This is a genomic window from Cupriavidus sp. MEYA8, from assembly GCF_059278825.1.
Genome location: NZ_CM181221.1, coordinates 573,005 through 596,532 on the forward strand (window position 1 = coordinate 573,005; position 23,528 = coordinate 596,532).

Sequence of the window (23,528 nt, forward strand, 5' to 3'; positions counted from 1 at the left end):
CAGTTCCGGCCGCCGCGGCACGCATGTTGCGCCCGGCGGCTTCGCCGTTTTATCGGAACCATCATGTCCAACGCTCTCTACCAGTCCTCCATCAACTCGCTGCCGCTGCTGGGCCACGGCAAGGTGCGCGACAACTACGCCGTCGGCAATGACAAGCTGCTGATCGTCACCACCGACCGCCTGTCGGCGTTCGACGTCATCATGGGCGAGCCGATCCCCGACAAGGGCCGCGTGCTGAACCAGATGGCCGACTTCTGGTTCAAGAAGCTGGCGCACATCGTGCCGAACCATGAGACCGGCATCGCGCCCGAAACCGTGGTCGCGCCGGAGGAAGTGGAGCAGGTCAAGGGCCGCGCCGTGGTGGTCAAGCGCCTGAAGCCGATCCTGGTCGAAGCCGTGGTGCGCGGCTACCTCGCCGGCAGCGGCTGGAAGGACTACCAGGCCACCGGCAAGGTGTGCGGCATCGCGCTGCCGGCCGGCCTGCAGAATTCGCAGAAGCTGCCCGAGCCGATCTTCACCCCGGCCGCCAAGGCCGAGATGGGCGAGCACGACGAGAACATCTCGTTCGCCGAGGTCGAGGCCCGCATCGGCATCGCGCTGGCGCGCCAGATGCGCGAGATCTCGATCCGCCTGTACAAGGAAGCGGCCGAATTTGCCGCCACGCGCGGCATCATCATCGCCGACACCAAGTTCGAGTTCGGCCTGGACGACAACGGCGTGCTGACGCTGATGGACGAAGTGCTGACCGCCGATTCGTCGCGCTTCTGGCCGGCCGATTCGTACCAGGTGGGCACCAACCCGCCGTCGTTCGACAAGCAGTTCGTGCGCGACTGGCTGGAAGCGGTGCGCATCGACGGCAAGCCGTGGCCCAAGACCGCGCCGGCGCCGCAGCTGCCGGATGACGTGATCGAGAAGACCGCGGCGAAGTATCGTGAGGCGCTGACGCGCCTGACGGGCGAAGAGCTGAAGTAATTTCGTTGCCACCGGCTTTTCAAAAGCCAATGGTGTTCCCCCCTCCCGCAAGCGGGAGAGGGGAGCAAACAAGCAAGGATCAAACGTGAGCAAGCAAGACAAGCCGCTGGTCGGCGTCGTGATGGGCAGCAGTTCCGACTGGGACGTGATGCAGCACGCGGTGGCCATGCTGAAGGATTTCGGCGTGCCGTTCGAAGCCCAGGTGGTGTCCGCGCACCGCATGGCCGACGACATGTTCCGCTATGCCGAGACCGCGCGCAGCCGCGGCATCCGCGCCATCATCGCCGGCGCCGGCGGTGCCGCGCACCTGCCGGGCATGATCGCCGCCAAGACCATCGTGCCGGTGTTCGGCGTGCCCGTGCCGTCGAAGTACCTGCGCGGCGAGGATTCGCTGCTGTCGATCGTGCAGATGCCCAAGGGCGTGCCGGTCGCCACCTTCGCCATCGGTGAAGCGGGCGCCGCCAATGCCGCGCTGCATGCCATCGCCACGCTGGCGACCACCGACGACGCGCTGGCCGACGCGCTGGAAGCCTTCCGCGCGAAGCAGACCGAAGCCGCGCGCGCCATGACTTTGCCGCTGTAATGCTGCCGCTGTAATTCTCCGGACCCACACGGAACCGAGCAATGCCGACCGATATCCATCCCTACCTCTCCGAAGCCCACACGCCGGAATCGCGCGCCGAATTCGGCGTCGACCGTCCCGACGCGCCCATCCTGCCCGGCGCGTGGCTGGGCATGCTGGGCGGCGGCCAGCTCGGCCGCATGTTCACGCATGCGGCGCAGGCGATGGGCTATCGCGTATGCGTGCTCGATCCCGACCAGGACAGCCCGGCGGGCGCGGTGGCCGACAAGCATATCTGCGCCCAGTACACCGACGAGGCCGCGCTGGCCGAGATGGCCAAGCTGTGCCAGGCGGTGAGCACCGAGTTCGAGAACGTGCCGTCGCTGTCGCTGGACCGCCTGGAGCAACTGGGTTCGTTTGTCGCGCCGCGCGGCTACTGCGTCTCGATCGCGCAGAACCGCATCGGCGAGAAGAAGTTCTTTGCCGCCTGCGCCGAGCGCACCGGCGTGCCGACGGCCCCGCACTGGGTGATCCAGCACGACGCCGATGTCGACCAGCTGCCCGACCACGTGCTGCCCGGCATCCTCAAGACCGCGCGCATGGGCTACGACGGCAAGGGCCAGGCCCGCGTGAAGACGCGCGACGACGTGCGTGCCGCGTGGAAGGCGATGCAGCACGTGCCGTGCGTGCTGGAACGGATGCTGCCGCTGGCCTATGAAGTCTCGGTACTGGCCGCGCGCGCCGCGGACGGTTCCACCGCGACCTGGCCGCTGGCCGAAAACGTGCACCGCGACGGCATCCTGTTCTCGACGCAAATGCCGTCGACCAGCGTCTCGCACGAGATCGCCGACCGCGCCCGCGCCGCGGCTGCCGCCATCGCCACGGAAATGGGCTATGTCGGCGTGCTGTGCATCGAGTTCTTCGTGCTGACCGACGGTTCGCTGGTCGCCAACGAAATGGCGCCGCGCCCGCACAACTCGGGCCACATCACCATGGATGCGTGCGAGACCAGCCAGTTCGAGCAGCAGGTGCGCGCCATGGCCCGCCTGCCGCTGGGCAGCACGCGCCAGCACTCGGCCGGCAAGATGCTGAACCTGCTGGGCGATGTGTGGTTCGAGTTCGGGCTGGAACGCACCCCCGCGTGGGACGAGGTGGTGGCGCAGCCGGGCGCCAAGCTGCACCTGTACGGCAAGAACGATGCGCGCCCGTCGCGCAAGATGGGCCACGTCAACTGCATCGGCGAGCATGCCGAGGCAGCCGACGCTGCCTTTACCGCCGCCGCGCAGGCACTGCATATCCCGCTCTGACGCAAGGAACACGATGTCGCCGCGCACGCCCACGGCTGCTGAACTCGATGAAGCCGTCCGCCTGCTCGAGGCGGGGCAACTGGTCGCTTTCCCGACCGAGACGGTCTACGGGCTGGGCGCCGATGCCGAGAATCCCGAGGCGGTCGGCCGCATCTTCGCGCTGAAGGGACGGCCGTCCAACCACCCGGTGATCGTGCATGTGGTCGACGGCGCCGATATCAGCTACTGGACCGACGAGGTTCCGGAAGCCGCGCAGAAGCTGATCGATGCGTTCTGGCCGGGGCCGCTGACGCTGATCCTGAAGCGCGCTTCGCATATCGATGCCGCGGTGGCGGGCGGGCAGGACAGCATCGGCTTGCGCTGCCCGTCGCATCCGGTGGCGCAGGCGCTGCTGGCGCGCTTCAAGCGCGGTCGCGGCGGTATTGCGGCGCCTTCGGCAAACAAGTTCGGGCAGGTCAGCCCGACCACCGCGCAGCATGTGCGCGAAGAGTTCGGCGACGCGGTCTATGTGCTGGAAGGCGATGGGGTCGAGGTCGGGATCGAATCGACCATCGTCGATCTGTCGCGCCTGGACGCCGGCGTCGGGCCGGTCCTGTTGCGTCCCGGTGCCATCACGGTCGGAATGCTGGCGCAGGTGCTGGGCGAAGCGCCGATGCCGCCCGATGCTGCCGCGCCACGCGCATCAGGCACCCTGAAGGCGCACTACGCTCCGCACACGCCCTTGTTGCTGGCGGATGCGCAGGCGGCTGCCGCGCGGCTTGCCGCTCTGCCTGCGGCTGCGCGTGTGGCCTGGGTGGGACGAGCGCCGCTGGCGGATCAGCGCTGCACCTGGGTGCAGGCGCCCGCGGATGCTGCCGCGTATGCGCAGGAGCTGTATCGGTTGTTGCGCAAGCTCGACAAGCAGGGCTATTCGCAGCTGGTGTTCGAGACGTTGCCTGAAGGGCAGGATTGGGCCGGGGTGCGGGATCGGCTGGAGCGGGCGGCTGCGGCGTTTGGTGGCTGAAGCGGGTTCCGGCTGGCATTTCCAATGCGCCAGTCCTCAACCCAACAACCGCAACACCGTATAAACCGCCATCCCCACAGCAATCATCCCCACCATCCGCCGCGTCAGCAGGTAGAACGCGGTGGCCACCACCCCTGCCACCAGCTTGTAGTTCGACAGCGCCACGGTGAAATGCCCCTGCCAGGTCATCAGGTCCGGCAGGATGATCGCCGCCAGCGCCGCTGCGGGCGCATAACGCAGGGCCCGCTGGATGCGGTCAGGCACCGACACGTGCTCGCCGGCCATCAGGAACAACGCGCGCGTCAGCACCGTGACCACCGCCATGCCAACCAGCGCGATCCAGATCTCGGCATGGCTCATGCGCGGTCTCCTGGCGGTGCGTCAGCCGCATTGCCAATCGGCGGGGACTTGCGCTTGCGGATACCCCGCAGCGTAGCCCGCGCCGCCAGTTCATCGGTCGCCATGCCCGCAGCAATCGCACCGACCACCGCCACCACCAGCCCGAGCCGGTACGGCAGGTCAAAGCACAACAACGCCAACACCGCCGAAATCACCACAGCCATCAGCGTCGAGCGCGAATTGATGGTGGCGATCATCACCGGGATCAGCGCCATCGTGCCCGCCAGCCCCAGCCCCCAGCTGTCCGGGAACAGGCTCGCCAGCACGATGCCGAGGATCGACGACACCTGCCACATCGCAAAGTTGGTCAGCGCCATGCCCCAGAAGTAGCCTTCCTTGCCAGGCTCATAGCCCGGCGTCGAATACTTCTGCAGGAAGTAGACGAAGTGCAGGTCGCCGTTGAAGAACCCCAGCACCGTGCGCCGCGCCAGTGTCAGGTAGCTGAAGTGCGGCTGCATGGCGGCGCTGAAGATGACGAAGCGCAGGTTCACCATGGCCGCGGTCAGCCAGATGGTCCACAGCGGCAGCCCGGCGGCGAACAACGGCAGCACCGCCAGCTGCGCCGAGCCGGCATAGACCAGCAGCGACATGCCGATGGCTTCGGGCACGGTCAGCACCGACTTGCTCATCGCGACGCCGGTCACCAGCCCCCAGGAAAACACCGCGGGAAGGGAGGGGGCAAAGCGGCGTACGCCGGCCATGAAGCCGTCGCGTTCGGCGGGTGCGAAGCGATGCCAGAAGCGCAACCACACCGAGGGTTGTCGGGAAGTCATGTCAGAGGAAAGGGGGCAATGCAGGCCCGGCGCCGGGGGCTGGCCCGGAAAGCTGCCGCCGCAGGACGCGGCCGGCACCCTGGCATTATAGGGTCGGAACGCATCCTGGTAAGTGGGCGCTTAACAAAATGCCGCGCCGGCGTTGGCGGCAGGCCACGCGGGGTGGCCGATCCGCCAATGCCGGCGCAATCTCAGGGCGCGCCGCGATACACCCATTGCATCAGCGCGTCGTGCGCCTCCCGCGCCTGCGAGGCGTTGGGGTGGTTGATCATGCTCACCAGCACGTAGCGGCTGCCGTCTTCCGCGTCGACATAGCCGGCCAGCGCACGCACGTCGGCCAGCGTGCCGGTCTTGAGGTAGCCGCTGCCGGCCGCATTGGCGCCGGTCATCCGGTTGCGCAGCGTGCCGTCGACGCCCAGCACCGGCAGCGAATCGACCAGCGCCGGGCCCACGCTGCTGGCCGCCGCCTGCTGCAGCAGGCGCGCCATGTCGTAGGCGCTGATGCGTTCCTCGCGCGACAGTCCGGAGCCGTTGTCCAGCACCAGCCCGGGCATGTCCAGCCCCTGCTTCGCGAGCCAGCGCCGCACCACGCGGATCGAGCGCTCGGGGCTGGCCGGGCCGCCGCGGTCGAGCTCGGCGCCGATGGTCAGGAACAGCTGGCGCGCCATCACGTTGTTGGAGAACTTGTTGATGTCGCGCACGATGTCGGACAGCGGCAGGCCATAGTGGCGCGCCAGCAGCACCGCGCCGCGCGGCACCTTGCCGCTGCGCAACGCGGGCAGGCGGGTAAAACGCCCGCCGGCGCGCTGCCATTCGGCGACAAAGCCGCCCCAGGTGAATTCCGCGTGCGACAGCGTGGCGATATTGAGCACGTGCTCGCCGCAGTCGCTCGAATAGTCACCGGCGAACGATGCCAGCACGGTGCCGTCGGCCTGCGGCTGCACGCTGGGGGTGGCGCGGCTTTGCCAGTCGCCGCAGCGGCCGTTGGTCAACGCCAGCTGGTTGTCGAGCTTGAGTTGCGCCAGCTCCGGCGTGACGCTGACCGCCACCGTCTGCGTGACGGGATCCGGCGTCAGCGTGAACGACAGCGTCTTGAAGGCATAGAGCAGGGCATCGGGGCCGACGTTGTAGGCGCGCTGCACTTCGCCGTCGATGGTGCCGTCGCCGTCCAGGCCATCGGCAAAGTAGCTGCGGTCCAGCACCAGGTCGCCGTTGATGGCGGTGGCGCCGCCGGCGCGGGCGCTGGCGACCAGCTTGGCCATTTCCTCCGGCACCAGCTTGGGATCGCCGCGGCCCCGCAGGTAGACATTGCCGTTGACGGTGCCGTCGAAGCCGGGCTGCGCGTCGGCGTAGAGCGCGGTCTGCCAGCGGTAGTCGGGTCCCAGCAGCTGCAGGCCGGCGAAGGTCGTGACCAGCTTCATGGTCGAGGCCGGATTCATCGGCTGCTGCGCGTTCCAGCTGGTGCGCGCGCTGGGTGCGCCCAGCTTGACTACGTAGAAGCTCGCGGCCGAAGCCGGCACGCCGGCGCGGCGCAGGGCCGCGGCCACTTGCGCCGGCACGCCGGCCCGCACCAGGCCGGCATCGGCGGAAGGCGTGGCCTTTGCCGCCTTGCCGGCAATCTGGTCCTTCTGTGCTTTCGCGCTCTTCTGGACCTTCTGGGATTTCTGTACCTTGGCCGGCGGCCTGGCCAGCGCCGGCGCGATGACGGGCCCACCGGCCATCAGCAAGGCGGCGGCAAGAAGAGGCGACAGGCGGCGCAGCAGCGCGCCAGTTCGCGATGCGGTACGCGTGGCGGTTGTTCTTGGCATGGCGGCCATGTTAACGCATGGCAAGCGCCTGCCGGATGACAGCAGCGTGGCGCTCAGCCCGCGCGCGGCGGCGCCAGCCGGGACAGCAGCGATTTCAGCGTGGCCTGGTCGCTGTCGGACAGCGCGCTGCCCACATGCGCGTCATGCTCGACCACCGCGCGGGTGGCAGCGTCCAGCGTCTTGCGGCCCGACGGCGTCAGCACCAGGCTGTAGGCGCGCCGGTCGCCCGCCGCCGGGCGGCGCGCGACCAGGTTCATCTCTTCCAGCGCATCGACCAGCAGCACCGCGCCCGACCGCGCGATGCCCAGGATGCGCGCCAGCTCGGTCAGCTTCAGGTGCGGATTGCGCGAGATGATCACCAGTGCCGAGAAGCGCGGCGGGGTGATCTGCCATTGCGACAGCGACAGCACGAAATCCTCGTAGATGCGGATCTGCGCGCGGCGGATGGCGTAGCCGATCAGGCTGTCGAGCACGCCATAGTCGATATTGGGCACATGCGGATCGAAGCCGGCGTCGGCCACCGCCGGATCCGGCGCAAGCGGCTCGCGCGGCTTGCGCCGCGCGCTGGCGGTGTGCGAGCTGCCAGTCTTGCCTGCCGCGGCGGGTGCGTCGGGTGCACCGGATGCACTGGATGCACTGGATGCGTTAGGGATCATTGCAGTAGTTTCCAGTTGCCGTTGTCGATTGTCAGCATAACGCGGCCGCGCTGGTCAAAGCCATAGTGGTCTTGCCCACTGTAATTGAGCACGCCGTGCGACACCACGATGTCCTTTTCGCTCTCCAGCGCCTGGCGCAGCGCCTGGCGGAAGGCCGGCGTTCCCGGTTTGGCGCTTTTCAGCGCCACCGGCACGATCCGCTCCAGCACCAGTCCGGCATCGTAGGCATGCGCGCCGAACTGCGTGCGCGATTCGGCGCCATATTGCTTCTCGTAGCGGGTGACGTAGTCGAGTCCCGGCTTGCGCACCGGGTCGCCGGCTGGCAGCTGCTCCGGCACGATCACCGGGCCCGCCGGCAGGATCGCGCCATTGACCAGGCGTCCGCCGATGCGGATCAGGTCCTTGGTGGCGGCGCCGTGGGTCTGGTAGATGGCGCCGCCGTAGCCGCGCTCGCGCAGCGTGGTATGCGGCAGCGCCGCACCGGTGCCGGCGCCGGCGATCAGGATGGCGTCGGGCTTGGCGGCGATCAGCTTGATGGCCTGCGCGGTCACGCTGGTATCGGCGCGGCCATAGCGTTCGGTGGCGATCAGGCGCAGGCCGTTGGCGGTGGCGGCGGCGGTGAAATCCTTCAGCCAGGTCTCGCCATAGGCGTCGGCAAAGCCGATAAAGCCGATGGTCTTGACGCCTCTGGTCTTGGCGGTGGCGGCGACGGCGTTGGCCATCAGCCGCACCGGCTGCGCCAGCCGGAAGGTCCAGGCGCCCCGGCCGGGCTTGAGCTCGATCGGCGAGAAGGCAAGCTGGACGGTCTGGCTTTCCTCGGCGACCTCGGCAATGGCGATCGACGGGGCGACCGCGGATGAGCCGAGGATGATGTCGACCTTGTCTTCGGAGACGAAGCGGCGCGCGACCTTGGCGCCCTGGGTGGGATCGGAGGCATCGTCCAGCACGATGTAGCGGACGGCCTCGCCGCCGATCTTCTGCGGCAGGTACGGCATCGAGTTCTTCTGCGGGATGCCGAGCGAAGCGGACGGCCCCGTCGTCGACAGGCTGACGCCGACGGTAATGTCGGCCAGTGCGGCGTTGGCGGCGAAAGCGAGGGCGGCGGCCAGCGTCAGGTGGGTGAGGCGGGTGAGCCGGGTGATCGGGGTGAGGTTCAGGGGCGCCATGTTGTCTCCTCTTGATGGTTTATTTTTGGTTGTGGCCTGGCGGACCGCGACGCTATCGCCCGCCCTGCATCGACTGCCGGTCGAACCCCGCCAGCTGCTTGTACCGCAGCGAAATCGCCTCCAGCTCGGCGCGTGGGATCACCTGCCCGATATCGTTGAACCCCTGCGGCGCGCGTTCCTCCGCCAGCTGCATCACCTGCTCCGGCCCGTTCATGCGGTTGCGCAGCACGATGCCCGCGGTGCGCGGCAGGCGCTCGGCCTCGTATTCGCGCAGCGCGTAAGGCGTATCTTGCGTGCCCAGCAGGCTGTCGACGAGGTAGCGCGCATCCAGGATCGCCTGCGCGCTGCCGTTCGAGCCGATCGGGTACATCGGGTGTGCGGCATCGCCGAGCAGCGTGACGCGGTCGAAGGTCCAGCGCGGCAGCGGGTCCTTGTCGACCATCGGGAATTCGTAGATCGCCGCCGCACCATCGATCAGCGCGGGAATGTCGATCCAGTCCCACTGCCAGCCGGCAAACTGCGCGCGGAACACCGACTTGTCCACCTGCTTGTTCCAGTCGCTGCGCGGCGGCGTGTCAGGCACGCTGTCGGGCACGCGCAACTCTGCGATCCAGTTGACCAGCGAGCGACCCTGCCGGCGCAGCGGCTCGGAGATGGGATAGGCGACGAACTTCTGGTCCTGGTGGCCGGCCATGAACATCGAGCGTCCGTCGAGGTAGGCGGGCGCCTCCGTGACCGCGCGCCACAGCATGCGGCGCGAGAAGCGCGGTGCATCGCCGGTGGCGTAGAAGTGGTGGCGCACCGCGGAGTGGATGCCATCGGCGCCGACCAGCACGTCGGCGCTGGCTTCCACCTCGGCGCCATCGCCGCGGCGGCGCAGCACGAAACGCGCCGGCCCGCGCGCGCCGGTATCGAGCACGGTCTCGAACGCATGCCCGGTGTGGACCGCATCGGCACCCAGTCGCTCGACCACGGTGCGATGCAGCAGCATCTGGAACTCGCCGCGATGGATCGAGAACTGCGGCCAGTCGTAGCCCGCCGCCAGCCCGCGCGGTTCGTGCCAGATGCGCTGGCCCAGTTTGTTGTAGTAGGAGAGCGACGAGGTCTCGATCGCAAGCTCGGCCAGCGCGTCGCGCAGGCCGAGCTCGGACAGGATGCGTACCGCGTGCGGCAGCAGGTTGATGCCCACGCCCAGCGGGCGCAGCGATTCGCTGGCTTCCCAGACTTCGGCGTCGATGCCGTGGCGGTGGCACAGCAGCGCCAGCGTCAGCCCGCCGATGCCGCCGCCGGCGATTGCGATCTTCATGTTGTCTCCCCGCTTGCGGCGCGCAGATGCGCACCCGGTCCGTCGAATTTTGTTATTGAGTATAACAATTCGCGTCCGCACGGCAAGGCGGGGAAACACCCCGGAGTGCCTGCTCCGGGGTCAGGAAAAACCCGGCCTCAGCCGGCCGCCGCGCCGTCAGGCCTCGCGGCGGCGTGCTGCAGCGACGGCACCGGGAACACGATGTCGTACAGCCAGTTGTACACCAGCGCGTAGACCATGTAGAAGACGGCCACGGCGATATCCATGATCAGCGCATCGAGCAGGCTGATATTCAGGTACCACGCCAGCGCCGGCAGGAACACCACCAGCAGGCCCACCTCGAACAGGATGGCGTGCAGCACCCGCACCACGACCGACTTGCGCAGCTGGCCGGTCCAACGCAGCATGGCCTTGTCGAACAGCAGGTTGTACAGGTAGTTCCAGCCGGTCGCGATCAGCGACGCGACCGCGCCGATCAGGCCCATCTGGTGCAGCTCGTAGCCGAAGGCCCAGCTGGCCAGCGGCGCGAAGATCAGCAGGCCGACAACCTCGAAGCCAACGGCGTGGCGGATCCGGTCGCGGGTAGTGCGCATGATTTTCCTCCTGCGAGGCAATAATTCAGACCGGGCCAAGTCTATCTGCTTTGCAGGGATTGCCAAGTTGGATACTATCGTCAGAACCGATAGATGTCGCAGAAGGGCGCCGTATGAGTCTCTCACTGGAGCAACTCCAGGCTTTCGTCGCTGCCGCCGAGGCGGGTTCTTTTTCCGCCGCCGCGCGCCGGCTCGGCAAGGCCCAGTCAGTGGTGAGCGCCGCCGTGTCGAACCTGGAGATCGATGTCGGCAACGCGCTGTTCGACCGCGCCGGCCGCTATCCCGTGCTGACCCCGGCCGGCGAGCGGCTGCTGGCGGAAGCGCGCGTGATCCTGGAACGCTGCGAGCACTTCCGCGGCGTGGCCAAGAGCCTGGGCGAGGGCGTGGAGACGCGGCTGGTGCTCGCCGTCGACGAGCTCTACCCGGAGGAAACGCTGGGCCAGCTGCTCGAAGCGTTCTCCGGCCGTTTCCCGGCGGTCGAGCTGGAAGTGCTGTTCCCCTTGATGGAAGACGTGAGCCGGCTGGTGCTCGAGGGCGGCGCCGATCTCGGCATCATGTGGCGGCAGGAAGTGTTGCCGCCCGAACTGGGCTTCCATGCGCTGGGCTGGATGCCGATGCAGATCCTGTGCGCGCCCGACCATCCGCTGGCGTCGCAGCGCGTGGACTGGGAAGAGCTGAAGCGCTACCGCCAGCTGATGGTCGCCACGCGTACCGACAGCGAAGAGAAGATGCGCCTGCGCGTGGCGGCGGATGTGTGGTGGGTGGAGAGCCAGTGGGTCATCGTCGAGCTGGTCAAGCGCGGGCTCGGCTGGGCGTTCGTGCCGTGGCACGTGGTGGCCAACTCGCCGGCCGCGGCGCAGCTGGTGTCGCCGCCGCTGGCGTTCCAGCAGCAGGACTGGCCGGTGGCAATGGAACTGGTGTGGCACAAGCAGCGGCCGCTGGGCAAGGCCGCCACCTGGCTGCGCGAGCGCATCTGCGCGCAGCCGTTGCCGAATGCGCCGCAGCGCGGCGCCTAGCGCTGGCCGACTGTGGTGGCGGGTGCGGCGCCGGCGGGCCTGCTGCCGGTGGCGCCTTCCAGCGCCTGCTGATGCCAGTTGCCGCCCAGCGCCTTGATCAGCACCACGGCCGCCGTGTACTGGCGCCCGGCAATCGACAGCGCGGTGCGCTCGGCGGTGTAGGCGGCGGTCTGCGCGGTCAGCACGTCGAGCAGGCCCGCGGTGCCGGCGCGGTAGCGGTTGTTGACCAGCACCAGCGCCTCGCGCGCGGAGCGCAGCGCGTCGTTCTGCACCACCGCCTCCTGCTCCAGCAGCCGCTGCGCGGCAAGGTTGTCTTCGACTTCCTGGAACGCGGACAGCACGGTCTGGCGATAATTGGCGACGGTCTGGTCGTAGGCGGCCACGGCCTGCGCCTTGGCCGCGCTGCGCAGGCCGCCGTCGAACAGCGTGCCCGCCAGCCCGCCGCCGATCGACCAGATGCGGTCCGGCAGCGACATCCAGCGCGCCAGCGTGCTGGCGGTCAGGCCGCCGCTGGCCGACAGCGACAGCGTCGGGTAGTAGGCGGCCTGCGCCACGCCGATCTGCGCATTGGCGGACGCCATGCGGCGCTCGGCAGCGCCGATGTCGGGCCGGCGCTCCAGCAGTTCCGATGGCACCGCGCCCGGCACGCGCGGCGGGGCCTGGCGGAAATCGTCCGCGGCCAGCGACAGCGCCGCGGGCGGCTTGCCGACCAGCACGGCAATGGCGTGCTCCAGCTGCGCGCGCGTGATCTGGATGTCGATCTGCTGCGCCTGCGCGCTCTTGAGCTGGGTCTCCGACTGCAGCACGTCTGAGCGTTGCGCGGTGCCGGCGGCGTACTGGTTCTGCACCAGCTGCAGCGACTTCTGGTAATCGGCCACGGTGCGGTCGAGCAGCGCCTTCTGCGCATCGGCCACGCGCAGCAGGAAATAGCTCTGCGCCAGTGTCGCCTGCGTCGACAGCAGCGTCGATGCCAGGTCGGCCTGGCTTGCCTGCACGCTGGCTTCGCTGCTTTCCACCTGGCGGCGCACGCGGCCCCACACGTCGATCTCCCAGGTCGCGCCCAGCGTCAGGCTCTGCCCGTTGAGCGTATTGCCGCTGGCGCCGCGCGCGCGCGACGCACCGGCCTGCGCATCGACGACCGGGAAGAAGCCGGCACGCGCCGCCTGCAGCGCGGCCACGGCCTGGCGGTACTGCGCCTCGGCCGCCTTGATGTTCTGGTTGGAGATCTGCACTTGCGGCATCAGCGTGTCGAGCTGCGGATCGCCGAAGACCGTCCACCAGTCGGCACGCGTGATGGCATCCTGCGGCTCGGCGGTTTTCCAGTCGCCGCGCCAGGCATTGGCATCGGCTGTGGTATCGGCATCGGCATTGGTACCGGCGGCTTCCTTGAAAGCTTCCGGCACCGGCGCATCGGGACGCTTGTAGTCGGGACCCACCGCGCAGCCGGCCAGCAGCAACGCGCACGCCAGCGGCAGCGGCAGGGCATGGGTCAGCAATCGGCTAAACACAGCGCTAAACACAGGGTGAAACACAGTCATGTGGAATCTCTGTAAATTCAGACGGCGGCCGGCTGGTCAGGCGTGCCGCCGCGGCGGCGCTGGCGCCAGGCCTTGACCTTCAGGCGCCAGCGGTCCAGCGTCAGGTAGACCACTGGCGTGGTGTACAGCGTCAGCAGCTGGCTCACCACCAGGCCGCCGACAATCGAGATGCCCAGCGGCGCGCGCAGCTCGGCGCCGTCGCCGCGGCCGATCGCCAGCGGCACCGCGCCCAGCAGCGCGGCCATGGTCGTCATCAGGATCGGGCGGAAACGCAGCAGGCAGGCGCGGTAGATGGCTTCGCGCGGCGACAGCCCGTCGCGGCGCTCGGCGTCGATGGCGAAGTCGATCATCATGATCGCGTTCTTCTTTACGATGCCGATCAGCAGGATCACGCCGATCAGCGCGATGATGCTGAAGTCCGTCCTCGACGCCATCAGCGCCAGCAGCGCGCCCACGCCCGCCGACGGCAGCGTCGACAGGATGGTGAGCGGGTGGACATAGCTTTCATACAGCACGCCCAGCACGATGTAGATGGTGATCAGCGCCGCCAGGATCAGGATCGGCTGGCTCTTGAGCGAGTCCTGGAACGCCTTGGCGCCGCCCTGGAAGTTGGCGCGCAGCGTTTCCGGCACGCCGATGCGCGCCATCTCGCGGTTGATCGCATCGGTCGCCTGCGACAGCGAGGTCCCCTCCGCCAGGTTGAACGAGATCGTCGATGCCGCGAACTGCCCCTGGTGGTTCACGCCCAGCGGCGTGCTGGTCGGGATCACGCTCGCGAAGGCAGACAGCGGCACGCGGTTGCCGTTGCCGGTGACGACGTAGATGTCCTTGAGCGCGTTCGGGCCCTGCAGGTACTCGGGGCTCAGCTCCATCACCACGCGGTACTGGTTGAGCGGATGGTAGATGGTCGACACCAGCCGCTGGCCGAAGGCGTTGTTCAGCACCGCATCCACCTGCTGCGCGGTCACGCCCAGGCGCGACGCCGTATCGCGGTTGATGATCACCGAGGTCTGCAGCCCCTTGTCGTTGGTGTCGGTGTCGATGTCCTCCAGCCCCTTCAGGTTGGACAGCGCCGCGCGCACCTTGGGCTCCCACGTGCGCAGCACTTCGAGGTCGTCGGACTGCAGCGTGAACTGGTACTGCGAGCTGCTCTGCCGCCCGCCGATGCGGATGTCCTGCACCGGCTGCAGGAACAGGCTCGCACCGGGCTCCTTGGCCAGCTTGCCGCGCAGCCGCGCGATGATGGCGTCGGCGGACTCCTTGCGCTCCGCCAGCGGCTTGAGCGTGACGAACATCTGGCCGGTGTTGCGCTGCGAGCCGCCGGTAAAGCCGGTCACGTTTTCCACTGCCGGATCCGACTGCACGATCCTGATAAAGCTGTCGAGCTTGCCGCGCATGGCCTGGAACGAGGTGGCCTGGTCGGCGCGGATAAAGCCGATCAGCCGGCCCGTATCCTGCTGCGGGAAGAAGCCCTTGGGCACGATCACGTACAGGTACACGTTGAGCGCGATGGTGGTGATCAGCACCAGCCACACCAGCGGGCTGAAGCGCAGCGCGGTCGACAGCGAACGCGCATAGCCATCGTGCAGCCACCGGAACATGCGCTCGGTGGCGCGGAAGAAGCGTCCCTGCTGCTCCGGTTCCGCCGGCCGCAGCATGCGCGCGCACATCATCGGCGTGGTGGTCAGCGACACCACCAGCGACACCAGGATCGCCACCGACAGCGTGATCGCGAACTCCTGGAACAGGCGCCCGACGATGCCGCCCATCATCAGCAGCGGAATGAACACCGCGATCAGCGACAGGCTCATCGACAGCACCGTGAAGCCGACCTCGCGCGCGCCACGCAGCGCGGCGGCCAGCGGCTTCATGCCCTCCTCGATATGGCGCGAAATGTTCTCCAGCACCACGATGGCATCGTCGACCACGAAGCCGGTGGCAATGGTCAGCGCCATCAGCGACAGGTTGTTCAGCGAGAACCCGGCCAGGTACATCACCGTGAAGGTGCCGATCAGCGAGACCGGCACCGCCACGCTGGGGATCAGCGTCGCGCGCACGTTGCGCAGGAAGATGAACACCACCATGATCACCAGCGCCACCGAGATCATCAGCGTGTGCTCGACCTCGCGCAGCGAGGCGCGGATGGTGGGGGTGCGGTCCATCATCACGTCCATCGAGATCGCCGCCGGGATCATCTTCTGCAGGTTCGGCAGCATCTCGCGCACGCGGTCGACGGTCTCGATGATATTGGCGCCGGGCGAGCGGTTCAGCACCAGCAGCACCGACGGCTTGCCGTTGGCCGAGCCCGCGTTGCGGATGTCCTGCACCGAATCGACCACGTTGGCCACGTCGCGCAGCCGCACCGGCACCGCGAACGAATTCGGCCCGCTGGTGGCACTGGCGCCCCCGGTGGCGCCGCTGGTGATGGTTGTGGTGCCGCTGCTGGTGGTCAGCGTGGTCACGGTGACGCCGTTGACCACCTTGGTGCTGACGCCGCCGCTGGCGGTCGCATTGGCGGTGCTGGCGATCAGCGCGCCCGCCGACGCCGACGAGTAGGTGCCCGGCGTAGCGTAGCGGATGATCAGCGGCATGTAGTCTTCCGCCTTCATCATCTGGTCGTTGGCGTAGACCTGCCAGTTGTTGCTGGCGTTTTCCAGCGTGCCGAGCGGCCGGTTGGCGTTGGTCGCGCTGATGGTGTTGCGCACGTCCTCCAGCGAGATGCCGTAGTTGTTCAGCGCGGTCGGGTTCAGTTCGACCCGCACCGCCGGCAAGGAGGCGCCGCCAATGGTGACCTGCCCCACGCCTTCCACCTGCGACAGCTTCTGCGCCAGGACGGTGGAGGCCGCATCGTAGAGCTGTCCGCGCGTCATCGTCGGCGAGGTCAGCGCGATGATCATGATCGGCGCGTCGGCGGGGTTGACCTTGCGGTAGGTCGGGTTGTTGGGCAGGCTGGTCGGCAGCGTCGCGCGCGAAGCGTTGATCGCGGCCTGGACGTCGCGCGCGGCGCCGTCGATATTGCGCGACAGGTCGAACTGCAGCGTCACGCGGGTCGAGCCGAGCGAGCTGCTGGAGGTGATTTCGGTCACGCCGGCGATGGTACCGAGCGCGCGCTCCAGCGGCGTCGCCACGGTGGCGGCCATCGTTTCCGGGCTGGCGCCAGGGAGCGACGCCGATACCGAGATGGTCGGGAAGTCCACCTGCGGCAGCGGCGACACCGGCAGCAGCCGCAGTGCCGCGAGCCCGGCCAGCAGGATGCCGAGCGTGAGCAGCGCGGTCGCGACCGGGCGATGGATAAAGGCAGCCGAAAGATTCATTTTCAGACCGGCTCCTCGCCTGTGCCGCCTTCCTCCGGATCACCGAAGCGGCGCTTGCGCCAGCCCTTCACGCGCGTCGCCACGCGGTCGAAGGCCAGGTAGATCACCGGCGTGGTGAACAGCGTCAGCACCTGGCTGACCAGCAGGCCGCCCACCATGGTCACGCCCAGCGGCTGGCGCAGCTCGCTGCCGATGCCGGAGCCCAGCATCAGCGGCAGCGCCGCCAGCAGCGCCGCCATGGTGGTCATAAGGATCGGGCGGAAACGCAGCAGGCAGGCCTGGAAGATCGCGTCGCGCGGCGTCATGCCGCCTTCGCGCTCGGCCTCGAGCGCGAAGTCGATCATCATGATCGCGTTCTTCTTGACGATGCCGATCAGCAGGATGATGCCGATGATGGCGATGATGCCCAGGTCCATCCCCGCCACCAGCAACGCCAGCAACGCGCCCACGCCTGCGGACGGTAACGTCGACAGGATCGTGACCGGGTGGATGGTGCTTTCATACAGCACGCCCAGCACGATATACATCGTCACCACCGCGGCCAGGATCAGCCACAGCGTGTTCGACAGCGACGCGCGGAACGCCAGCGCCGCGCCCTGGAAGCTGGTCTGCATCGAGATCGGCAGGCCCAGCTCCTGCTCCACCCTGGTGATCTTGTCGACCGCGGCGCCGAGCGATTCGCCATGCGCCAGGTTGAACGAGATCGTCGCCGCGGGGAATTGCCCCTGGTGGTTGATCACCAGAGGCCCGGTGCGCTCGGTGATGCGCGCGAACGCGCCCAGCGGCACCTGTCCGCCGGAAGAGGAGGGCAGGCGCAGCTCGGCCAGCGATTGCGGGCTTTTGCGGAACTCCGGCATGGTCTCCAGCACCACGCGGTACTGGCTCGACTGCGTGAAGATGGTCGACACCAGCCGCTGGCCGAAGGCGCTGTACAGCGCGCTGTCGATCACCGCGGTGGTGATGCCGAAGCGCGCCGCGGCGTCGCGGTCGATATCGACATAGGCGCGCAGGCCGTTGTTCTGCTGGTCGCTGGTGACGTCGCGCAGCTCCGGCTCCTGGCGCAGGCGCTCCACCAGCTTCGGCACCCACGCGGCCAGCGTCTCGGGATCGGGATCTTCCACCGTGAACTGGTACTGCGTGCGCGAGACCTTGTCCTCGATGGTCAGGTCCTGCACCGGCTGCGTGAACAGCGAGACGCCGCCGAGGCTCTGCACCGCATGCTGCAGGCGCTGCGTGACCACGTCGATGGGGTCGCGCTCGCCCTTGGGCTTGAGGTTGATCAGCATGCGCCCGGCGTTGAGCGTGGTGTTGCTGCCATCCACGCCGATGAACGACGACAGGCTCGCCACCGCCGGGTCCTGCATCACCACCTTGGCCACCGCTTCCTGCTTGCGCGCCATGGCGCCGAAGGAGGTGGTCTGCGCGGCCTCGGTGATGCCCTGGATCACGCCGGTGTCCTGCACCGGGAAGAAGCCCTTGGGCACCAGCAGGTACAGCAGCACGGTCAGCGCCAGCGTGGCCACGGCCACGACCAGCGTTGCCTTCTGGCGATCGAGCACCCAGTCCAGCGCGCGCCCGTAGCGCTCGATCACGTTGTCGAAGAAGCGGCCGGTGGCGCGGTGGAAGCGCGACAGCCTCTCTTCCGGCACATGGTGCAGCAGCCGCGCGCACATCATCGGCGTGAGCGTCAGCGACACCACCGCCGAGATCAGGATCGATACCGCCAGCGTGATCGCGAACTCGCGGAACAGCCGGCCGACCACGTCGCCCATGAACAGCAGCGGGATCAGCACCGCCACCAGCGAGAAGGTCAGCGAGATGATGGTGAAGCCAATCTGCTTCGAGCCCTTGAGCGCCGCCTGCATCGGCGAATCGCCTTTCTCGATGTAGCGCATGATGTTCTCGATCATCACGATCGCATCGTCGACCACGAAGCCGGTGGCAATGGTCAGCGCCATCAGCGTCAGGTTGTTGATCGAGAACCCGGCCAGGTACATCACGCCGAACGTGCCCACCAGCGACAGCGGCACCGCCACGCCCGGGATGATGGTGGCGGGGATATTGCGTAGGAACAGGAAGATCACCAGCACCACCAGCGCGATCGCCAGCAGCAGCTCGAACTGCACGTCCTCGACCGAGGCGCGGATGGTGGTGGTGCGGTCGGTCAGCAGCTGCACGTGCACCGACGCCGGCAGCGCGTTCTGCAGCTGCGGCAGCAGTGCCTTGATGCGGTCGACCACCTCGATCACGTTCGCGCCGGGCTGGCGCTGGATGTTCAGCACGATCGCGGGCTTGTCGTTGGCCCACGCGGCCAGGCGGCTGTTCTCGGGGCCGTCGACGATCTCGGCGACGTCGGTGATGCGGATCGGCGCGCCGTTCTTGTAGCCGAGGATGATCTGGCGGTATTCGTCGGCGGACCGCAGCTGGTCGTTGGCGTCGATGGTCGACGCGCGCTGCGGGCCGTCGAAGCTGCCCTTGGCGCCGTTGACGTTGGCCGAGCCGATCGCGGTGCGCAGGTCGTCGATCGACATGCCGAGCGATGCCAGCGCGGCCGGGTTGGCCTGGATGCGCACCGCGGGGCGCTGCCCGCCGCTGATGGTGACCAGGCCCACGCCCTGGATCTGCGAGATCTTCTGCGCCACGCGCGTATCCACCATGTCCTGCAGCTTGGGCAGCGGCATGGTGTCGGACGTCATGGCGATGGTCATGATCGGCGCGTCGGCCGGGTTGACCTTGCTGTAGACCGGCGGCATCGGCAGGTCGGACGGCAGCAGGTTGCTGCCGGCATTGATGGCGGCCTGCACTTCCTGCTCGGCCACGTCCAGCGGCAGCGTCAGCTCGAACTGCAGCGTGATCACCGAGGCGCCGCCCGACGAGGACGACGACATCTGCTTCAGGCCGGGCATCTGGCCGAACTGCCGCTCCAGCGGCGCGGTCACCGACGAAGTCATCACGTCGGGGCTGGCGCCGGGGTAGAGCGTGGTGACCTGGATCGTCGGGTAGTCGACCTCCGGCAGCGCCGACAGCGGCAGCAGCCGGTAGGCCACCAGCCCGGAGAGCAGGATGGCCAGCATCAGCAGCGCCGTAGCGACCGGGCGCTGGATGAAGAGGCGTGATGGGTTCATGCGCGGTCCTTACTGCTGCTGGCGGCGCGGGCCTTCCGCACCTGGAGCGCTGGCGCCGCCTTCACGCTGGCGCCGATGCTCGCCGGCCGCGCCGGAAGCATCGGAAGCGCCGGAAGCGCCGCCCGCGGCCGCGCCGCTGGCATCGCCATGCGGCGCGCTGGCACCGCCCCAGCCAGCGCCGTCGCGGTTGCGTCGGCCGCGCCCGCGCGGCTGGCTGGCCGGCACCGTCGCCGCGGCACGCGCGGCCGGGTCGACTGCTTCGACCGTCATGCCTTCCTTGAGCCGGTCGGCGCCATCCACCACCACGCGCTGGCCGGGCTCCAGGCCCTTGAGCACCGCATTGCGGCTGCCATCGCCCGGGCCGAGGGTGATCACCTGGACCTTGACCTTGTTGGCGTCGTCGACGGTGTAGACGAACGTGCCCTGCTGTCCGCGCTGGATCGCCGCCACCGGAATCACGGTGGCGTCCTTGAGCGTGTCGACGCGCGTGCGCACGTTGACGAACTGGTTCGGGAACAGCATCCCGTCTTCATTGGGGAAGACCGCCTTGAGCTTGACCGTGCCGGTGGTGGTGTCGATCTGGTTGTCGGTGGTCAGCAGCGTGCCTTCGCCCAGCTGGTTGCGCACCTGGCGGTCCCACGCCTGCACCGGCAGCTTTTCGCCGGCGTTGAGCTTCTTCAGCACCGACGGCAGGTTGTCCTCGGGGATGGTGTACATCACGGCGATCGGCTGGATCTGCGTGATCAGCGCGATGCCGTTGGCGTCGCTGGTGTTGACGATATTGCCCGGATCGACCTGGCGCAGGCCGATGCGGCCCGACACCGGCGCCACGATCCTGGTGTAGCCCAGCTGCAGGCGCGCATTGGCCACGTTGCCCTGGTCGGTCTTGACCACGCCTTCGTACTGGCGCACCAGCGCGTCCTGGGTATCGACCTGCTGCTTGGAGATCGAATCCTGGCCCAGCAGGGTGCGGTAGCGCTGCTGGTCCAGCTTCGCGTTCTGCAGCAGGGCCTGGTCGCGCGCCAGCTGGCCCACGGCCTGGTCGAGCGCGGCCTGGAACGGGCGCGGGTCGATCTCGGCCAGCACGTCGCCGGCCCTGACCATCTGGCCTTCCTTGAACAGCACCTTCAGCAGCGGGCCGGACACCTGCGCGCGCACGGTCACGTTAGAGACCGGGGTCACGTTGCCCAGCCCGTTCAGGACCACGTCCATGTCGCGCTGGGCCACGGTGGCGACCACGACCGGCGAGCGCGGCATGCCGGCGCGGCCCCCTGGCCCGCCAGGACCGCCAGGACCTCCCGCACCGGGTCCGCCGGCGCCGCCCGGGCCGCCCGCGGTGCCCTTGGGGGCGTCGCCGCGGTGCGCATACCAGTACCAGCCGCCTCCGGCCAGCAGCAGCACCAGCAGCCCGGCATACAGCCGGCGCCGGCTCCTGCGCGGTGGGGTGCCGCCGGGCGGCAGGGGCGGACGGGAAGACGGGGATGGGGGAGGGTTAGGTTGGCCTTGTTCGGGGTTGGACATGTCCGCAATCCTGGGAACGGCGCGCCCGGGCGCGCCGCGGTGTTCTGCTGGCAAGTGACGCTGGATGCAGCAGTATGCCGCAACGCAATGGGCGCCGGCCGGCCGCGGGGGCAGCGCGCCCGGCGGCCGCCGGCGTGCCGGCAAGTGCCGTGCGGCGCGCATGGGGCGGCGCCGTTGGCAAGTCATGCGGCAAGGATAATGTGCGGGCGCGGACGCCCGTATTTCGGCGCCCGGCGCTTTTATTACAGAGGATTACCAGCGCCCCAGGTGTAACCTCCGGAAACAAAACCGCCCGGCCGATCCGGCGTGTGCGCCGCGCGGGCTGACTATCATGTGCCTATGCGAACGAACCAGCCTACCCAGATCCTCGTCGTCGACGACGATCCCGAACTCCGCGACCTGCTGCGCGAGTACCTGACCCAGCAGGGCTTTGCCGTCTCGGTGCTGCACGACGGCGACGGCCTGCAGGCGCGCCTGGAGCGCGAGCGGCCAGCGCTGATCGTGCTCGACCTGATGATGCCCAAGGTCGACGGCCTGACCGCGCTGCGCAACCTGCGCGCCAAGAACGACGACATCCCGGTGATCCTGCTTACTGCCCGCAGCGACGAGATCGACCGCATCGTGGGCCTGGAGATCGGCGCCGACGACTACCTCGGCAAGCCCTTCTCGCCGCGCGAGCTGCTGGCGCGCATCAACGCCGTGCTGCGCCGCAAGCTGGCCCGCCCCGCGGCAGCGCCGGAGGACCGCGAATCGGTCGCGTTTGGCCCGTTCCGCGTCAATTTCCGCCAGCGCACGCTGAGCCGCGCCGGCCAGCCGCTGTCGATCAGCGATACCGAGTTCGCGTTGCTCAAGCTGCTGCTGATGCATCCGCTCGAAGTGCTATCGCGCGAGCGTATCGTCGAGCTGATGTACGGCAGCGCCAGCGGCATCAGCGACCGCGGCATCGACGTGCAGATCTGGCGCCTGCGCCGGCTGCTCGACGAAGACGCGCAGCGCCCGCGCTATATCCAGACCGTGCGCGGCCGCGGCTACACCTTCGTGCCCGACGAAGCGGAAGAGATTCCCGCCGAGCTTTCCGATTAAAGCCCGCGGCGGCCGGCCGTTTTATCGCCTTTACGTGCCGCCGCGTGCCACCCGAGCCTGCTTCCCGATGAAGTTGCGACGTATCGACACCCTGTTCGGCCGCATTGCCTTGCTGATCGCGGCCGTGCTCGTGATCAGCCACTTCTCGTGGCTGGCCATCCTGCGCATGGACCGGCGCCAGCAGCAGGTCGACTATTCCGTGGAGCAGATGCTGTTCCAGCTCGACAGCATCGAGCGCGCGCTCGATGCGCACCCGCCGGCCAAGCTGCCCAGCCTGGTGGAGACCGCCGATACCGCCAGCGCCGATGAGCACGCCACCGCGCCCAAGGGCGGCCGCTCGCGCCGCCTGGTCGAGCAGTTCATCTCGCGGCTGCCGCAGGGCACCGAGGTCCGGCTCGAGGACGAGACCACGCCGCGCATCTGGATCAAGCTGCCGAGCCGCGATGACTGGATCGCGATGCCGATTCTCTGGGTCCACAACCCGCCGCCTGACAACCGGCTGGTGCCGGGCGTGATGCTGGTGGTGGGCGTGGCCATCGTGTTCGCGCTGCTGATCGCGTGGCAGCTGCAGCGGCCGGTGCGGGACATGGCCAACGCGGCCGAGCTGCTGTCGCGCCAGCGCGCGGTGCCGCCCTTGCGCGAACGCGGGCCGCATGAGCTGCGCCAGCTGATCGAGCGCTTCAATCGCATGGTGGCCGACCTGGCGCGGATCGACCAGGAGCGCAATACGATGCTGGCCGGGATCGCGCATGACCTGAAGACGCCGCTGGCGCGGCTGCGGCTGCGTGCCGAAATGCTGTCCGATCCCAAGGCCGCGGCGGGGGTTACGCGCGACGTGGATTCGATGCAGGCGATCGTTGAGCAGTTCCTGAGCTTTGCACAGACCAGTGAATCGACGGCGCGGCCAGTGCCGGTGGACCGGCGGGTCAATGAACTGGCGGCTTCGCTGGCCGAGCAGGAGCGGCAGGTGGTGTTGTCGCTGGGGGCGGGGGATGGGTTCCGGATGATCGCTACGCAGCTGGATCGGATTATCGGGAATCTTGTTGACAATGCTTATGCCTACGGCAAGCCGCCGGTTTGCATTGCTACGACGCGTACGGCTGATGGTTATGTGCTGGTGGTCGAAGACCAGGGGGCCGGGATTCCCGAAGAGGACAAGGAACGCGTCACGCTGCCGTTTGTGCGCCTCGATCCGGCCCGGGGCGGGAATGCGCATTCCGGGTTGGGGTTGGCGATTGTGGATCGGCTGGTGCGGCAGGCTGGGGGGAAGCTCAATCTCGTCAATGCCGACGGGGGCGGGTTTAGGGTCGAGATGGTGTTTGGGGCGGTGGGGGCTTAAGTTCGGTTTTGCTGCGACTTGGCATCTGGTGGAATTTGATATGCCCG

General features: G+C 68.3%; 18 protein-coding genes. 7 read left to right on the forward strand and 11 right to left on the reverse strand.

Annotation, left to right across the window (positions count from 1 at the left end; all coding sequences use genetic code 11):
- Positions 1-63: 63 nt before the first annotated feature.
- The 4 genes from AC5WJ1_RS02665 to AC5WJ1_RS02680 all read left to right on the forward strand — a co-directional run bounded on the left by AC5WJ1_RS02665 (position 64) and on the right by AC5WJ1_RS02680 (position 3,844).
- Positions 64-972, forward strand: a complete 909-nt coding sequence (locus AC5WJ1_RS02665) for a phosphoribosylaminoimidazolesuccinocarboxamide synthase (protein ID WP_133093818.1) — start codon at positions 64-66, stop codon at positions 970-972.
- 85 nt (positions 973-1,057) lie between these two features.
- Positions 1,058-1,555 (forward strand): 5-(carboxyamino)imidazole ribonucleotide mutase, encoded by a 498-nt coding sequence (gene purE / locus AC5WJ1_RS02670; protein ID WP_135704546.1) that lies wholly within the window; start codon positions 1,058-1,060, stop codon positions 1,553-1,555.
- 41 nt (positions 1,556-1,596) lie between these two features.
- Positions 1,597-2,841 (forward strand): 5-(carboxyamino)imidazole ribonucleotide synthase, encoded by a 1,245-nt coding sequence (locus AC5WJ1_RS02675; RefSeq protein ID WP_133093820.1) that lies wholly within the window; start codon positions 1,597-1,599, stop codon positions 2,839-2,841.
- Positions 2,842-2,854: 13 nt separating this feature from the next.
- A complete protein-coding gene (locus tag AC5WJ1_RS02680; RefSeq protein ID WP_133093821.1) occupies positions 2,855-3,844 on the forward strand; it encodes an L-threonylcarbamoyladenylate synthase in 990 nt (329 codons plus the stop codon).
- A gap of 36 nt (positions 3,845-3,880) precedes the next feature.
- On the opposite strand, the gene AC5WJ1_RS02685 is transcribed toward AC5WJ1_RS02680, so the two are convergent.
- The 7 genes from AC5WJ1_RS02685 to AC5WJ1_RS02715 form a co-directional block, all read right to left on the reverse strand.
- Positions 3,881-4,204 (reverse strand): AzlD domain-containing protein, encoded by a 324-nt coding sequence (locus AC5WJ1_RS02685; RefSeq protein WP_135704548.1) that lies wholly within the window; start codon positions 4,202-4,204, stop codon positions 3,881-3,883.
- Positions 4,201-5,016, reverse strand: a complete 816-nt coding sequence (locus tag AC5WJ1_RS02690; protein ID WP_135704549.1) for an AzlC family ABC transporter permease — start codon at positions 5,014-5,016, stop codon at positions 4,201-4,203. The genes AC5WJ1_RS02685 and AC5WJ1_RS02690 overlap by 4 nt, the downstream gene beginning before the upstream one ends.
- A 191-nt stretch (positions 5,017-5,207) precedes the next feature.
- Entirely contained in the window at positions 5,208-6,833 is a 1,626-nt protein-coding gene (gene dacB, locus AC5WJ1_RS02695) for a D-alanyl-D-alanine carboxypeptidase/D-alanyl-D-alanine endopeptidase (protein ID WP_494476362.1), read from the reverse strand.
- Positions 6,834-6,877: 44 nt separating this feature from the next.
- Positions 6,878-7,480, reverse strand: coding sequence for a MarR family winged helix-turn-helix transcriptional regulator (locus AC5WJ1_RS02700; RefSeq protein WP_195431760.1), 603 nt, complete (start codon positions 7,478-7,480; stop codon positions 6,878-6,880).
- Positions 7,477-8,646: an ABC transporter substrate-binding protein gene (locus tag AC5WJ1_RS02705; protein WP_133093826.1), complete on the reverse strand. Its 1,170-nt coding sequence runs from the start codon at positions 8,644-8,646 to the stop codon at positions 7,477-7,479. Before AC5WJ1_RS02705 ends, AC5WJ1_RS02700 begins: the two co-directional genes overlap by 4 nt.
- A gap of 52 nt (positions 8,647-8,698) precedes the next feature.
- Entirely contained in the window at positions 8,699-9,952 is a 1,254-nt protein-coding gene (locus AC5WJ1_RS02710; RefSeq protein ID WP_195431758.1) for a flavin-dependent oxidoreductase, read from the reverse strand.
- A gap of 137 nt (positions 9,953-10,089) precedes the next feature.
- The gene (locus AC5WJ1_RS02715) at positions 10,090-10,545 is read right to left on the reverse strand and encodes a PACE efflux transporter (protein WP_195431756.1); all 456 of its coding nucleotides are present in this window, start codon (positions 10,543-10,545) and stop codon (positions 10,090-10,092) included.
- A gap of 113 nt (positions 10,546-10,658) precedes the next feature.
- On the opposite strand from AC5WJ1_RS02715, the gene AC5WJ1_RS02720 reads away from it, so the two are divergent.
- Positions 10,659-11,561, forward strand: a complete 903-nt coding sequence (locus AC5WJ1_RS02720) for a LysR family transcriptional regulator (protein WP_133093829.1) — start codon at positions 10,659-10,661, stop codon at positions 11,559-11,561.
- Here the strand turns inward: AC5WJ1_RS02720 and AC5WJ1_RS02725 are convergent.
- Genes AC5WJ1_RS02725 through AC5WJ1_RS02740 form a run of 4 tightly spaced genes read right to left on the reverse strand, consistent with a single transcriptional unit; the run spans position 11,558 to position 21,059 of the window.
- The gene (locus AC5WJ1_RS02725) at positions 11,558-13,099 is read right to left on the reverse strand and encodes an efflux transporter outer membrane subunit (protein ID WP_240745924.1); all 1,542 of its coding nucleotides are present in this window, start codon (positions 13,097-13,099) and stop codon (positions 11,558-11,560) included. The genes AC5WJ1_RS02720 and AC5WJ1_RS02725 overlap by 4 nt on opposite strands.
- A 17-nt stretch (positions 13,100-13,116) precedes the next feature.
- Positions 13,117-16,413: an efflux RND transporter permease subunit gene (locus AC5WJ1_RS02730; RefSeq protein ID WP_494476363.1), complete on the reverse strand. Its 3,297-nt coding sequence runs from the start codon at positions 16,411-16,413 to the stop codon at positions 13,117-13,119.
- 2 nt (positions 16,414-16,415) lie between these two features.
- Positions 16,416-19,538 carry an MdtB/MuxB family multidrug efflux RND transporter permease subunit gene (locus AC5WJ1_RS02735; RefSeq protein ID WP_195431752.1) on the reverse strand — a complete coding sequence of 1,041 codons (3,123 nt, stop codon included), beginning with the start codon at positions 19,536-19,538 and terminating at the stop codon, positions 16,416-16,418.
- A gap of 9 nt (positions 19,539-19,547) precedes the next feature.
- Positions 19,548-21,059, reverse strand: coding sequence for an MdtA/MuxA family multidrug efflux RND transporter periplasmic adaptor subunit (locus AC5WJ1_RS02740; protein ID WP_195431750.1), 1,512 nt, complete (start codon positions 21,057-21,059; stop codon positions 19,548-19,550).
- Positions 21,060-21,398: 339 nt separating this feature from the next.
- Here AC5WJ1_RS02740 and AC5WJ1_RS02745 point away from each other — a divergent pair, with 339 nt between their 5' ends.
- On the forward strand, positions 21,399-22,142 hold the full coding sequence (locus AC5WJ1_RS02745; RefSeq protein ID WP_135704564.1) for a response regulator: 744 nt from the start codon (positions 21,399-21,401) through the stop codon (positions 22,140-22,142).
- Between the two features lie 67 nt (positions 22,143-22,209).
- Positions 22,210-23,481 carry an ATP-binding protein gene (locus AC5WJ1_RS02750; protein ID WP_133093834.1) on the forward strand — a complete coding sequence of 424 codons (1,272 nt, stop codon included), beginning with the start codon at positions 22,210-22,212 and terminating at the stop codon, positions 23,479-23,481.
- Positions 23,482-23,528: the final 47 nt, after the last annotated feature.

What these genes read in the sequence shown, in the direction of transcription:
- AC5WJ1_RS02680 (WP_133093821.1), top strand. Translation starts at nt 2,855, where the DNA reads ATGTCGCCGCGCACGCCCACGGCTGCTGAACTCGATGAAGCCGTCCGC.
- AC5WJ1_RS02720 (WP_133093829.1), top strand. Translation starts at nt 10,659, where the DNA reads ATGAGTCTCTCACTGGAGCAACTCCAGGCTTTCGTCGCTGCCGCCGAG.
- AC5WJ1_RS02705 (WP_133093826.1), bottom strand. Translation starts at nt 8,646, where the DNA reads ATGGCGCCCCTGAACCTCACCCCGATCACCCGGCTCACCCGCCTCACC.
- AC5WJ1_RS02725 (WP_240745924.1), bottom strand. Translation starts at nt 13,099, where the DNA reads ATGACTGTGTTTCACCCTGTGTTTAGCGCTGTGTTTAGCCGATTGCTG.
- AC5WJ1_RS02685 (WP_135704548.1), bottom strand. Translation starts at nt 4,204, where the DNA reads ATGAGCCATGCCGAGATCTGGATCGCGCTGGTTGGCATGGCGGTGGTC.
- dacB (WP_494476362.1), bottom strand. Translation starts at nt 6,833, where the DNA reads ATGGCCGCCATGCCAAGAACAACCGCCACGCGTACCGCATCGCGAACT.
- AC5WJ1_RS02715 (WP_195431756.1), bottom strand. Translation starts at nt 10,545, where the DNA reads ATGCGCACTACCCGCGACCGGATCCGCCACGCCGTTGGCTTCGAGGTT.
- AC5WJ1_RS02710 (WP_195431758.1), bottom strand. Translation starts at nt 9,952, where the DNA reads ATGAAGATCGCAATCGCCGGCGGCGGCATCGGCGGGCTGACGCTGGCG.
- AC5WJ1_RS02735 (WP_195431752.1), bottom strand. Translation starts at nt 19,538, where the DNA reads ATGAACCCATCACGCCTCTTCATCCAGCGCCCGGTCGCTACGGCGCTG.
- AC5WJ1_RS02750 (WP_133093834.1), top strand. Translation starts at nt 22,210, where the DNA reads ATGAAGTTGCGACGTATCGACACCCTGTTCGGCCGCATTGCCTTGCTG.
- AC5WJ1_RS02690 (WP_135704549.1), bottom strand. Translation starts at nt 5,016, where the DNA reads ATGACTTCCCGACAACCCTCGGTGTGGTTGCGCTTCTGGCATCGCTTC.
- AC5WJ1_RS02665 (WP_133093818.1), top strand. Translation starts at nt 64, where the DNA reads ATGTCCAACGCTCTCTACCAGTCCTCCATCAACTCGCTGCCGCTGCTG.
- AC5WJ1_RS02700 (WP_195431760.1), bottom strand. Translation starts at nt 7,480, where the DNA reads ATGATCCCTAACGCATCCAGTGCATCCAGTGCATCCGGTGCACCCGAC.
- AC5WJ1_RS02730 (WP_494476363.1), bottom strand. Translation starts at nt 16,413, where the DNA reads ATGAATCTTTCGGCTGCCTTTATCCATCGCCCGGTCGCGACCGCGCTG.
- AC5WJ1_RS02740 (WP_195431750.1), bottom strand. Translation starts at nt 21,059, where the DNA reads ATGTCCAACCCCGAACAAGGCCAACCTAACCCTCCCCCATCCCCGTCT.
- AC5WJ1_RS02675 (WP_133093820.1), top strand. Translation starts at nt 1,597, where the DNA reads ATGCCGACCGATATCCATCCCTACCTCTCCGAAGCCCACACGCCGGAA.
- AC5WJ1_RS02745 (WP_135704564.1), top strand. Translation starts at nt 21,399, where the DNA reads ATGCGAACGAACCAGCCTACCCAGATCCTCGTCGTCGACGACGATCCC.